This window comes from Limnohabitans sp. T6-5, from assembly GCF_003063315.1.
Lineage (GTDB): Bacteria > Pseudomonadota > Gammaproteobacteria > Burkholderiales > Burkholderiaceae_C > Limnohabitans_A.
In genome coordinates this window covers 627,557-640,418 of the sequence record NZ_NERV01000001.1, presented here as the reverse complement: position 1 = coordinate 640,418, position 12,862 = coordinate 627,557, and the positions used below count along the sequence as shown (strand labels likewise).

Here is a 12,862-nt window from a genome sequence, read left to right as displayed (position 1 = left end):
CAGGACTGACGAGCGCGGAATGCGTCGTTTCCAGGAGCTGACTGTGGCGATTGGTTTTGCGGAGTGAACCGCGGTCAGGTTGAACAACCCACACTGCCGGTGTGCCTGTCGGCACGGAAGGGAGCGGTGTGGACTACTTTTGAGCCGCTGACAGGTCAGCGGCTCTTGCCTTGCCACCAGTCCAGAACCTGCGCCACCGAAGCGTCGATGGAGAGGCTGGAGTTGTCCAGTTGCAAGGCATCTTGCGCGGGCTGGAGGGGCGACACACTGCGGGACATGTCCCGGGCGTCACGCGCTTCCAAATCTGCGCGAAGACTGTCGATATTAGCCGAAAAACCCTTAGAAATCAATTGCTTATGCCGTCTTTCGGCCCTTTGGGCAGCGCTGGCGGTCAAAAACACTTTCAAAGGGGCGTTCGGGAAGATCACGGTGCCCATGTCGCGGCCATCGGCCAGCAGGCCCGGCAGGCGCTGGAAGCTGTGCTGCAGATCGACCAGGGCCTCGCGCACGGCGGGCAATACGGACACCTTGGAAGCGTTCATGCCGCCTTGCTCGCTGCGGATGGCGTCGGTCACGTCCACATTGTCCAGCAGCACTTGCTCGCCTTCAAAGCGCACGGGCAGACGGCGGGCGAGATCGGCAATCTTTGCTTCATCGGCGGCCTCCAGTGTGAGGCCCGCTTGCAACGCGGCATGGGCAGTCACGCGGTAGAGCGCACCCGAGTCCAGGTAGTGGTAACCCAAAGCTGCGGCCACGCGGCTGGCCAGCGTGCCCTTGCCCGAGGCCGTGGGGCCGTCGATGCAGATGACCGGGATGTTTTGGGCGCTGGTGTGGGCTACCGAGAACAAGGCCTCGAAGTAATCGGGGAAGGTCTTGGCCACGCACTTGGGGTCTTCGATGCGCACCGGCACCTGGTCGGCGTTGAAAGCGGCCAGCGAGAAACACATGGCCACGCGGTGGTCGTCGTAGGTGTGGATGCTGGCGCGTTGCCACTGGCCTGCGGGGAGCGGGTGGATGGTGATCCAATCCGGGCCTTCTTCGACGGTGGCGCCAAGCTTGCGGCTTTCGGTGGCCATGGCCGCGATGCGGTCGGTTTCCTTCACGCGCCAGCTGGCGATGTTGCGCAGCGTGGTCGGGCCGTCGGCGTAAAGCGCCATCACGGCCAGCGTCATGGCCGCATCGGGAATGTGGTTGCAGTCGAGCGTGATGCCTTTGAGCGGCCATGCGCCGCGCTGAATCTCCAGCCAGTTGGGGCCGCTGGTGATTTTTGCGCCCATTTGGGCGGCAGCGTCCATGAATCGGATGTCGCCTTGGATCGAGTCGGCGCCCACGCCCTGAATGCGGATGCCGTTGCCTTGCGCGCCTTTGGATGGATCACCTGCGGCGATGGCACCTAAAGCGATGAAGTAGCTGGCCGAGGATGCATCGGCTTCGACGTGGATCGTGCCCGGCGACTGGTAGCGGCTGCCTGCCGGGATGACAAAGCGTTCCCAGCCTTGGCGTTCCACAGCGATGCCGTAGCGCGCCAGCAGGTTCAGCGTGATCTCAATGTAGGGCTTGCTGATGAGTTCGCCCACGACCTCGATGGTGATGGCACGGTCCTGCGCAGCCAGCGGTAGGGCCATCAGCAGCGCGGTGAGGAACTGGCTGGACACATCACCGCGCACGGGAATGGGTTTGTCGAGCCGGAGTGTGGGTTGGCGTACCCGCAGCGGTGGGTAGCCCGCGTTGCCCAAGTAGTCGATGGCACAGCCCAGCTCTCGCAGCGCGTTCACCAGGTCACCAATCGGGCGCTCGTGCATGCGGGGCACGCCCTTGAGCGTGAAGTCGCCGCCCTGCACAGCCAGTGCCGCCGTGAGCGGACGCATGGCCGTGCCCGCGTTGCCCATGAAAAACTCGATCGCCTCTGCAGGCCAGGCGCGACCACCCAAGCCGGTGATGGTCACCGTGGTGCCTGCCACCTCAACGCCGCAGCCCAGTTGGCGCAGCGCGGCCAGCATCACGCGGGTGTCGTCCGAGTCCAGCAGGTCGTGCACCACGGTCGTACCTTGGCACAAGGCCGAGAGCAGCAACACGCGGTTGGAAATGCTTTTGGAGCCAGGCAGGGTGACAGTGCCGGACGCGCCTTGCAGCGCAGGAAGGTCGAGGAAGGCGGTGGAGAACATCGTTCAGTCTTCAGAGGCTTTGTTGCAAGCGTTGCCCGCTTGCAGTGTCCAGGCCGAGCGCACATCGCTGGCTTGTTGAATCAGGTGTTGCAGCGCGGCGGTGTCCCCTTGTTTCAGGGCGGTTTCAAATTGATCGAGGGCCGCACGGAAGTGCGCCACTTGCGTGAGCACCTCGGCATGGTTGGCACTCAAAATGTCACGCCACACCGATGCATCTGAGGCGGCGATGCGCGAGAAATCCCGGAAGCCCGGGCCTGCCATTTCCAGAAATGCAGCCCCTTGGGTTTGCGCTGTCAAAGCATTGACCGCGGCAAAAGCCAGCATGTGGGGCAGATGGCTGACAGCGGCAAACGTGGCGTCGTGTGCCTCGGGGGTCATGTTGCTGACATGGCTGCCGATGGCCATCCACACATCGTGCGCGGCCTGCATTTTGCGGATGCCGGTTTTGGGCAGCGGCGTGAGGATGGTGCGGCGCTCTGTGTAAAGCGTGGCCTCGGCATGCTCGATGCCCGCGACTTCTTTGCCTGCAATCGGGTGGGCGGGCACGAAGCAGCTCAGGCGATCGCCCAAGGTGGCAAGTGCTGCTGCAATCACATCGCATTTGGTGGAGCCCACGTCCATCAGCAAGGCGCTCGGTGCCAGCACATCGCGCATGGCGGCAAAGCTGCTTGGCATCGCGCCCACGGGCACGGCCAGCAAAACCAAATCAGCGCCTTGCACGGCTTCGGCCACGCTGGTGCAAGCCTGGTCGATGACCTTCAGTTCCAGTGCGCGTTGGCGTGTTTTTTCAGACGCGCTGAAGCCAGCGATGGTTTGCACCAGACCGGCCTTGCGCAAGGCGAGCGCAAACGAGCCGCCCATCAGGCCGCAGCCGATCAGGGCCAAGCGTTGGATCTTCACTGTGGGCTCACTCGGGCACAGGGAAAGAACCCAGCACCTTGTAAAACGCGCACAAGCCTTGCAACTCTTGCAAAGCGGCGGCCACATGTGGCTCGCTGATGTGGCCTTGCAGGTCGATATAGAAGTAGTACTCCCACTGGCCCGATTTGGCAGGACGCGACTCAAAGCGGGTCATGGACACGCCGTTGTTTTTGAGTGGCACCAACAGGTCGTGCACGGCACCCGGGCGGTTGGGCACCGACACCACGAGGCTGGTGCAGTCTTTACCCGAGGCGGGTGGTGTGGCCAGGGTTTGCGGTAAAGCAATCACCGCGAAGCGTGTACGGTTGAAGGCTTCGTCCTGGATGGCGTGGTGCACGATGTGCAAGCCAAATTGGCTGGCGGCGCGTTCGCTGGCCAAAGCGGCCCAGGCGGGGTTGGAGGCAGCCAAGCGGGCGCCTTCAGCGTTGCTCGACACCGCGCGGCGCTCCACATGCGGCAGGTGCTTGGACAGCCAGCCTTGGCATTGGGCCAAGGCCTGAGGGTGAGCCATGACGACTTCGATGCCTGCATCGGAGTTGAGCTGGCGCAGCAGATTGAAGCGCACTTGCAAGCTGACTTCGCCCACCACATGCACAGGCGAGCGCAAGAACAAATCGAGCGAGCGGGCCACCACGCCTTCGGTGGAGTTTTCCATGCCGACCACGCCATATTGGGCGGAGCCAGCCGCAGTGGCGTGGAAAACTTCGTCGAAGTTGGCGCAATAAATCAGGTTGGCGGCGCTGCCAAAAAACTCAATCGCCGCTTGCTCGCAAAACGTGCCTTGGGGCCCCAGCACGGCCACGCGCTGTGGCGCTTCCAGCGCCAGGCAAGCTGACATGATCTCGCGCCAGATGGAGGCGACGTGTTCATTCTTGAGCGGGCCGGGGTTGGTTTGGGTGATCTTGTCGATGACTTGCGCCACGCGGTCGGGGCGAAAGAAGGGCGAGCCTTCGGCGCGCTTGATTTCGCCCACTTTTTCTGCCACTTTGGCGCGGTCGTTGAGCAGTTGCAGCAGTTGCTTGTCCAGCGAGTCGATTTGCACCCGCAAAGCGCCCAGCGCTTCGGACTGGATAGGTTGTTGGCTCATGGTCCAGGGGGCGTTAAGCCTGTGTTTTTTCAAATTCGCGCAGGTAGTTCACCAGCGCTCGCACGCCCTCAAGAGGCATGGCGTTGTAAATGCTGGCACGCATGCCACCGACCGACTTGTGGCCCTTGAGCTGCAGCAAGCCGCGTGCTTTGGCCCCTGCCAGGAAGGCGTCGTTGCGGGATTCATCGCGCAGGAAGAAGGGCACGTTCATGCGCGAGCGGCAGGCCTTGTCGACTTTGTTCACGTACAGCGCCGAGTTGTCCAGGCAGTCGTACAGCAGCTGTGCTTTGGCGATGTTGCGTTGTTCCATGGCCGCGATGCCGCCATGCTTTTTGAGCCATTGGAACACCAGGCCAGCGATGTAAATGCTGTAGGTGGGTGGCGTGTTGTACATCGACTGGTTGTCAGCCACCAGCTTGTAGTCAAAGGCGCTGGGGCAGTGAGGCAGGGCGAGGCCGATCAGGTCTTCGCGCACGATGACCAAGGTCAGGCCAGCGGGGCCCAGGTTCTTTTGAGCACCGCCAAAGGCCAGGCCCACGCGGGACCAGTCCACCAGGCGCGAGGCCACATGCGATGAAAAGTCGACGACCAAAGGCGCATCGCAACCCAAAGCTTTCAGGTCAGGCAGTTCATGAAATTCCACGCCGTGGATGGTCTCGTTGCCGCAGATGTGCACATAACGGCTGTCTGCGCCGATGTGCCAGCTTGCGGGCGAGGGCAGTGAGGTGAAGCCATCGGCCTGGGCTGTTGCGGCCACACGGGCTGTGCCGTACTTGCCCGCTTCTTGGAGAGATTTTTGGCTCCAGCTGCCGGTCAGCACAAAGTCCATCGCCCCGCCTTGCGACAGGTTCAGCGGCACGATGGCGTTTTCGGCCAGGCCGCCGCCTTGCATGAACAGGATCTTGAAGTTCGCAGGCACGGCCAGCAGCTCGCGCAGGTCGGCTTCGGCCTGCTCGTAGATGCTGATGAATTCCTTGCCGCGGTGGCTCATTTCCATCACGCTCATGCCAGAGGAACGGCCTTGTGCATCATGCCAGTCGAGCATTTCTGCTGCGGCTTGTTGCAAGACCTCTTCGGGCATGACGGCCGGACCGGCCGAGAAATTGAAAGCTCGGCTCATGCCTTATTCCGCAGTGGGGGTGTTGTCGTCTGTGCTGTCTTGAGCGTCGGTTTCGCCGTCGTTTGCATTGGCATCGTTTTCAACGATGCGTTGCAGGCCCGACAGCTTGGCGCCCTCGTCCAGGCCAATCAGGGTAACGCCTTGTGTGGCGCGGCCCAGTTCGCGGATTTCCGAGACACGGGTGCGCACCAACACGCCGGTGTCGGTGATCAGCATGATTTCGTCGTCGGCATGCACCAAGGTGGCGGCGACGACTTTGCCGTTGCGCTCGGATTGCTGGATGGCGATCATGCCCTTGGTGCCACGGCCGTGGCGGGTGTATTCGACAATGGATGTGCGCTTTCCATACCCGTTTTCGGTGGCAGTCAGCACGCTTTGCGTTTCGTCTCCGGCCACCAGCATGGCAATCACACTCTGGTGATCTTCGATCATCATGCCGCGCACGCCGCGCGCGCTGCGGCCCAATGGGCGCACATCGTTTTCGTCAAAGCGCACGGCTTTGCCACCATCGCTGAACAGCATCACATCGTGCTTGCCGTCGGTCAGCGCTGCACCAATCAAAAAGTCGCCTTCGTCCAGGTTGACCGCAATGATGCCGCCCTTGCGTGGGTTGTTGAACTCGTCAAGCGATGTCTTCTTGACCGTGCCCATGGAGGTGCCCATGAACACGTAATGATCGGCTGGGAAGTTGCGCATTTCGCCTGTCAGGGCCAGCACAACGTTGATCTTTTCACCGTCTTGCAGCGGGAACATGTTGACGATGGGGCGACCGCGTGAGCCGCGTGAGCCGGCCGGCACTTCCCACACCTTGAGCCAGTACAAGCGGCCCCGGTTCGAGAAGCACAGCAAATAGTCGTGCGTGTTGGCGATGAACAGCTGGTCGATCCAGTCGTCTTCTTTGGTGGCCGCAGCTTGCTTGCCACGGCCGCCGCGTTTTTGCGATCGGTACTCGGACAGGGGTTGGCTCTTGATGTAGCCGCTGTGCGAGAGCGTGACCACCATGTCGGTGGGTGTGATCAGGTCTTCTGTGGCCAGGTCTTGTGCGTTGTGCTCGATCTCGCTGCGACGAGCACCGATCTTGGTCTGGCCGAATTCCTGGCGCACCGTGCCCAACTCGTCACCAATGATGGTGGACACACGCTCGGGCTTGGCCAGAATGTCCAGCAGGTCTTCGATCTCGGCCATGACTTCTTTGTATTCGGCAACGATCTTGTCTTGTTCCAGACCGGTCAGGCGCTGCAAACGCATTTGCAGGATTTCTTGCGCTTGGGTGTCGGACAGGCGGTACAGGCCTTCCTGGTTCAAACCGTATTCACGCTCCAGGCCTTCTGGGCGGTAGTCGTCGGCGTTGATGGTCGATCCGTCCTCACGGGCACGAGTGAGCATGGTGCGCACCATTTGGCTGTCCCAGGCGCGGTTCATCAACTCGACTTTGGCCACGGGGGGCGTAGGCGCATTGCGGATGATGGCGATGAAGTCGTCAATGTTGGCCAGCGCTACGGCCAAGCCTTCCAGCACGTGGCCGCGGTCGCGGGCCTTGCGCAGTTCGAACACGGTGCGACGCGTGACCACTTCTCGGCGGTGCTGCAAGAAGACCTGGATCAGGTCTTTCAGGTTGCACAGCTTGGGCTGGCCGTCGATCAGGGCCACCATGTTCATGCCGAAGGTGTCTTGCAGCTGGGTCTGCTTGTACAAGTTGTTCAGTACCACCTCAGGCACTTCACCGCGCTTGAGCTCGATCACCACGCGCATGCCGGATTTATCCGATTCGTCCTGGATGTGGCTGATGCCCTCGATTTTCTTTTCGTGCACCAGCTCGGCAATGCGCTCGAGCAGTGTCTTTTTGTTCACTTGGTAGGGAAGCTCGTCAACGATGATGGACTGGCGCTGGCCCTTGTCAATGTCTTCAAAGTGGCACTTGGCGCGCATGACCACACGGCCACGGCCCGTGCGGTAGCCGTCCTTGACGCCGGTGATGCCATAGATGATGCCGGCGGTCGGGAAGTCGGGTGCCGGGATGATTTCCATCAACTCGTCAATGGACGCGTCTGGATTGCGCAGCATGTGCAGGCAGGCGTCCACCACTTCGTTGAGGTTGTGCGGCGGGATGTTGGTGGCCATGCCCACGGCAATACCGCCCGAGCCGTTGATCAGCAAGTTGGGCAGGCGCGAGGGCAGCACCAGGGGTTCTTTTTCCGAGCCGTCGTAGTTGGGGCCGAAGTCAACGGTTTCCTTGTCGATGTCACCCAGCATCTCGTGAGCGATCTTGGCCAGGCGGATTTCTGTGTAACGCATGGCCGCCGCGTTGTCACCGTCCACCGAGCCGAAGTTGCCCTGGCCGTCCACCAGCATGTGGCGCATCGAGAAATCTTGCGCCATGCGCACAATGGTGTCGTACACCGACTGGTCGCCGTGAGGGTGATATTTACCGATCACGTCACCGACGATACGTGCAGACTTCTTGTAAGGGCGGTTCCAGTCGTTGTTCAATTCGTGCATGGCGAACAAGGCGCGGCGGTGAACAGGCTTCAAGCCATCCCTGGCATCTGGCAGTGCCCGGCCCACGATCACGCTCATGGCGTAATCGAGGTAGCTGCGCCGCATTTCCTCTTCCAGACTGATGGGCAGTGTTTCTTTGGCGAACTGGGTCATATATTCAGAAGGAGAGGTGAGAGGCGGAGTAAAGAAGAGATTTTAGGTGCAACTGGGTGTCGCTTACTTGCAACAATTGTCATACATTCCGAGCGAAGGAAGGCTCGTGTGTGGGTCATTTCACTATCGCGCCCCTTGTCTATGGCACAATTATTAGTAACGAATCGGGTGACGGTCACTCGATCCGTAATTTTTCGCAGCGAGTCTGCGGCTTTATCTCTCAAGAGGAAGAACATGAAAAAACTCAGCAAAGTGGCAATGTTGTTGGCCTCCGCAGCTCTCGCAACCGTGGCCAGCGCTCAATCCGTTGACAACTGGCGCAATGGTTCCGGTGACCTGGTTTGGAAAAACGGCACACAAGAACTGTGCTGGCGTGATGCCAACTGGACACCTGCAACTGCAGCTGCTGGTTGCGACGGCGCTATCGTCGCTCCTAAAGCCGCTCCTGCACCCGCTCCAGCTGCATCCGCTGCTCCCGCACCAAAAGCTCAAGCTCCTGCTGCCGCTGTTGTTCCTGCTGCTGCCACTAAGGTGACTTACGCTGCTGACGCTTTCTTTGACTTCGACAAGTCGGCTCTCAAGCCTGAAGGCAAAGCCAAGCTGGACGATCTGGTCGGCAAGGTCAAAGGCATCAACCTGGAAGTCATCATCGCCGTGGGTCACACCGACTCCGTGGGCTCCGATGCTTACAACCAGAAGCTGTCTGTCAAGCGCGCTGACGCTGTGAAGGCTTACTTGGTGTCCAAAGGCATCGAGAAAAACCGCGTTTACACCGAAGGCAAGGGCGAGAAGCAGCCTGTTGCTGACAACAAGACTTCTGCCGGCCGCGCCAAAAACCGCCGCGTTGAAATCGAAGTGGTGGGCACTCGCGCCAACTGATTCACAGTTCACGTGAAGCAAAAAGCCCCAGCGATGGGGCTTTTTTTATGGTGATTCGCCTTGATGCATGAGTGCTTGCATCACAATCTCATTCCATGAATCACGCAGCAAACAATGTCGATCCCGCCGAATTGGCCAAGTTTTCCGATTTGGCCCACCGCTGGTGGGATCCAGAAAGCGAATTTCGTCCCTTGCACCAGATTAATCCCCTGCGCTTGGATTGGATCAATAGCCAGGTGCCGCTGTCAGGCTTGAATGTCGTGGATGTTGGTTGCGGTGGTGGCATTTTGGCGGATGCCATGGCCCGCAAAGGTGCGCAGGTGATGGGCATTGATCTGGCCACCAAGTCGCTCAAAGTGGCGCAATTGCATGCGCTAGAGGCTGGCACGGTCGGTGTCCAATACCGCGAGATCAGTGCCGAAGCGCTGGCGGCCGAAAAAACTGAACAGTTCGATGTTGTCACTTGCATGGAGATGCTGGAGCATGTGCCCGATCCAGCTTCGGTGGTGACCGCCTGCGTGCAAATGGTCAAGCCCGGTGGTTGGGTCTTTTTTTCGACCCTCAACCGCAACCCCAAGTCATTTCTTTTTGCCATAGTGGGTGCTGAATACATCCTCAAACTTTTACCAAGGGGCACACATGAGTTTGCGCGCATGATCAAGCCCAGCGAATTGGCCAATTGGGCGCGCGACGCGGGCTTGGATATAAAAGGTTTCAAGGGCATGGGATACAACCCTTTCACGCGGCGTTACAGCCTGACCTCAGATACCCGCGTCAATTACCTGATGGCTTGCCGCAAGGCTTGAGGAGCAGACATGTTTCACCACGTTGAAGCCGTCTTGTTTGACCTGGATGGCACACTCATCGACAGTGCGCCTGATTTGGGTGCAGCCGTGGACAAAATGCGCACTGATCGCGGCTTGTCGTCTTTTCCACTGGCTCACTACCGGCACATGGCTGGTGCTGGGGCGCGAGGCATGATTGGCCTGGCCTTTGGCATGACACCGGATCACCCCGATTTCGATGCCATGAAAGAAGAGTTTTTCGTCAATTACGAAAACTGCATGACCGAGCGCACCCGCATCTTTGATGGCGTGGTGAACTTGATCAATGCCTTGGTCGCGCGAGGCTTGTCATGGGGTGTTGTCACCAACAAATCCAGCCGATTCACGGATCCTTTGACTGCCGCCATGCCCTTGTTCTCAACGGCGCGAGCGATTGTCAGTGGCAACTCCACGCCCCACGCCAAGCCGCATCCCGAGCCCTTGTTTGAAGCAGCCCGCCGTTTGTCTGTGGACCCTGCACGCTGCATCTACGTGGGAGATGACGAACGCGACATCATCGCCGGTTTGGCGGCAGGCATGGGCACGGTGGCAGCAAGCTATGGTTATTTGGGGCAACAGACGGATATTTCCTCTTGGAACGCCCATTTACACATTGATTTTCCGATCGACCTCTTGAAATACCTCCATAGCGCCTAAAATGGAAAGTTCAGGGGCTGCACTGGTTTCGACATGGGTTCGGACGCGTGGCAGGGCATGTCGAGGTTCTGTTACCTCGTAAAACCGCAGAAAAAAACTAACTGCAAACGACGAACGTTTCGCACTCGCCGCTTAATCCGGTGAGCCTTGCAACAGTTGGCCGATAGGCTGGGTTAGGGGGTCGCAAGACTTCCTAACTGCAAGGGAAAACATATGGGCTGGCATCACCTCGGGTACCTTGGGATGGTGTGAGAAAAAAGGGTGCTGGCTGGGTGCGTAGCGTGTCGCTGCGCGACGCACACGGCGAGATCCAAATCAGACGACTACACATGTAGAACTGTACGAAGAAGGCTTGTGGACGGGGGTTCAAATCCCCCCAGCTCCACCATATGCAAATCCAAGGGCGTTTACTGGCATCCAGTAAACGCCCTTTTTCTTTGGGAAATCAAGGGTTTACAGTGCAAGGACGTTCATTAGGGTTCGTTGACAGCCAAGACCAAACCGGGGAACATAGCGGGGAACAACCGGGGCAAAGCCGAGAAAATCGGAAAATGTTCCCCGGTTCTAACCCCTGACGCCTGAGGAATTCCCCCGATGCTGACCGATGCCGAATGCAAAAACGCACTTTGCCCCGCTGACAAAAAACGCCTTCGCCTGACCGATGCCGGGGGGCTTTACCTGGAAGTCTCCCCCGCTGGATCAAAGCGATGGTTTTGGAAAACCTACCAAGACGGGAAAGAAGGGCGCATGGCGCTGGGGTCTTACCCGGCTGTCAGTGTTGCAGCGGCCCGCAAGGCCCGGGACGCTGCAAAGGCGATCAAGGGGCAAGGGGTTGACCCGGTGCAGGCGAGGAAGCTGGAAAAGCTCAAAGCGGCAAACCCTGAGGGCGACACCTTCAAGGCGATTGCTTTGGAGTGGTTCAAACTGCAAACCCCAAGTTGGAGTCCAAGCCACGCTACCCGATCACTTCGCAATCTGGAAAAAGACCTGTTCCCCTTCATTGGTGCCAAGCTGATGACCGAGATTCACCCCATGGAATTGATGCAGGCCGTTAAAAAGGTGGAAGAACGGGGCGCGATGGAAGCGGCCCGGCGAGTCCTGGACACGGCGGGGCAGGTCTTTACGCACTGGTTGCCCATGGCCCCGCCCCAATACCGCAACATAACCGAGGGCTTGAAGGCCCGATTGACACCCCGGGTCAAAGGCCACTTTGCAGCGATCACTGAGCCGGGCCGCTTTGGTGAACTGATGCGGGCTATCCGGGCATACAAGGGCGGGCCATTGGTTCGCACGGCCCTGCAACTGGCCCCGCTGCTGTACCAACGCCCCGGCAACCTGCGTGAAATGGAATGGGTAGAACTTGACCTGGATGCAGCCCTGTGGACGATCCCCAGCGCCAAGATGAAGCGCACCAAAAAAGACAAGGAACACGGCTTACCCCATGTGGTGCCCTTGCCTTCGCAAGCGGTGGCCCTGCTGCGTGACCTGCAACCCCTGACCGGCCACGGGAAATACGTTTTCCCGGGTGAGCGAAGCCATGACCGCCCGCTGTCTGACAACTCAGTGAGAAGCGCTCTGTATGCGCTGGGGTTTGGCAAGGAGCAGACCTGGCACGGCTTCAGGGCCAGCGCCCGCACCATGCTGGTAGATGAACTGGACGCCGATCACCTGGCCATTGAAGCGAACCTTGCCCATGCCGTGAAGGATGCCAACGGGCGAAGCTACAACCGGACCCAATACATCAAAAAACGGTTTGAACAGGTGCAGCTATGGGCCGACTACGTGGACCGGCTGACCGATGGCAACGTGATCGACCTGGCCACGCACAGGGCCGCATGACCCGCCCCAGCGACCGGCCGAACCGCCCACCGAGGCGGTTTTTTTACGCCCGTGCAGGCGTGTGAACAGTGTTTTCACCTTTTTTTACCGGCTGCTAGTTTCTAAAAGTGCGGGGACAGCGGGGACAAATTGGAGGAAGTGAGGATTGATGCGGGTTTGCAGCGGTTTGAGGTGCGGGGACAAAACGGGGACAAAACGGGGACAAAACGGGGACAAAACGGGGACAAAGCCGGGACAGTATCAGTATGTGAAAAAAATTTACTCATTCACATATATTCGGCCCCTTTTTTCGCCTGCCTTCGCCCCTTGCCTTCGCTGGTTTTTGCCTTGCCCGCCTGAATCGCTGGCGCTGGTGCCCGGTTTTGGTGTTTTGTTCCAGTGAGCAACGGCCCGCCCATGGTTTTGACGTTTTCGGGCGGTGTTGGCGGTGCGGCTGTCCACACGCCTGCACGGTGCCCCCGGTGCTTTGCTGTTTGCCCTGGTGCGGTATTCGATGCCCCGCCAACGGACGCGAACGCACGGCCCCGGAAATGGCCGCGAAAAGTGCCCCCCTTTGCCCCCTTATCGGCGGCGCTGCTGACCCGTTGGGTGTGGCTTGCCTGCCTGTGTGTTTGCGGTGGCCAGCGCCAGCGGCTGGGTGCTGGCCTTGCCCGGCCCTGTGGGCAAAGTAAAGACCCTGCCAGACATGCCCAGCCGTTCATACTGCCTGAGTAACCTA

9 protein-coding genes and 1 other RNA gene are annotated in these 12,862 nt (G+C 59.7%); 5 read left to right on the top strand and 5 right to left on the bottom strand.

The features are described 5' to 3' along the window. Nucleotides 1–155 precede the first annotated feature (155 nt). From B9Z51_RS02685 to gyrA, 5 genes are read right to left on the bottom strand one after another with little or no spacing between them, the layout of a single operon-like run. Nucleotides 156–2,165, bottom strand: coding sequence for a bifunctional 3-phosphoshikimate 1-carboxyvinyltransferase/cytidylate kinase (locus tag B9Z51_RS02685; RefSeq protein ID WP_108371540.1), 2,010 nt, complete (start codon nucleotides 2,163–2,165; stop codon nucleotides 156–158). Nucleotides 2,166–2,168: 3 nt separating this feature from the next. Continuing rightward, entirely contained in the window at nucleotides 2,169–3,065 is an 897-nt protein-coding gene (locus B9Z51_RS02680; RefSeq protein WP_233254799.1) for a prephenate dehydrogenase/arogenate dehydrogenase family protein, read from the bottom strand. Nucleotides 3,066–3,072: 7 nt separating this feature from the next. Then, complete coding sequence (gene pheA / locus B9Z51_RS02675; RefSeq protein WP_108371536.1) at nucleotides 3,073–4,173, bottom strand: prephenate dehydratase; 1,101 nt, start codon at nucleotides 4,171–4,173, stop codon at nucleotides 3,073–3,075. Between the two features lie 13 nt (nucleotides 4,174–4,186). Continuing rightward, nucleotides 4,187–5,293, bottom strand: a complete 1,107-nt coding sequence (gene serC / locus B9Z51_RS02670; RefSeq protein WP_108371534.1) for a 3-phosphoserine/phosphohydroxythreonine transaminase — start codon at nucleotides 5,291–5,293, stop codon at nucleotides 4,187–4,189. A gap of 3 nt (nucleotides 5,294–5,296) precedes the next feature. Next, nucleotides 5,297–7,945 (bottom strand): DNA gyrase subunit A, encoded by a 2,649-nt coding sequence (gene gyrA / locus B9Z51_RS02665; RefSeq protein WP_108371532.1) that lies wholly within the window; start codon nucleotides 7,943–7,945, stop codon nucleotides 5,297–5,299. A 234-nt stretch (nucleotides 7,946–8,179) separates the two neighbouring features. Here gyrA and ompA point away from each other — a divergent pair, with 234 nt between their 5' ends. From ompA to B9Z51_RS02640, 5 genes are all read left to right on the top strand, one after another. Further along, nucleotides 8,180–8,824 (top strand): outer membrane protein OmpA, encoded by a 645-nt coding sequence (gene ompA, locus B9Z51_RS02660; RefSeq protein ID WP_108371530.1) that lies wholly within the window; start codon nucleotides 8,180–8,182, stop codon nucleotides 8,822–8,824. Between the two features lie 95 nt (nucleotides 8,825–8,919). Further along, on the top strand, nucleotides 8,920–9,630 hold the full coding sequence (gene ubiG, locus B9Z51_RS02655; protein WP_108371529.1) for a bifunctional 2-polyprenyl-6-hydroxyphenol methylase/3-demethylubiquinol 3-O-methyltransferase UbiG: 711 nt from the start codon (nucleotides 8,920–8,922) through the stop codon (nucleotides 9,628–9,630). A 9-nt stretch (nucleotides 9,631–9,639) separates the two neighbouring features. After that, nucleotides 9,640–10,305: an HAD-IA family hydrolase gene (locus B9Z51_RS02650; RefSeq protein WP_108371528.1), complete on the top strand. Its 666-nt coding sequence runs from the start codon at nucleotides 9,640–9,642 to the stop codon at nucleotides 10,303–10,305. Between the two features lie 13 nt (nucleotides 10,306–10,318). Next, nucleotides 10,319–10,693, top strand: a transfer-messenger RNA (tmRNA) gene (ssrA, locus tag B9Z51_RS02645). A gap of 206 nt (nucleotides 10,694–10,899) precedes the next feature. After that, the gene (locus B9Z51_RS02640; protein WP_108371527.1) at nucleotides 10,900–12,144 is read left to right on the top strand and encodes an integrase arm-type DNA-binding domain-containing protein; all 1,245 of its coding nucleotides are present in this window, start codon (nucleotides 10,900–10,902) and stop codon (nucleotides 12,142–12,144) included. The last annotated feature ends 718 nt before the right edge of the window (nucleotides 12,145–12,862 follow it).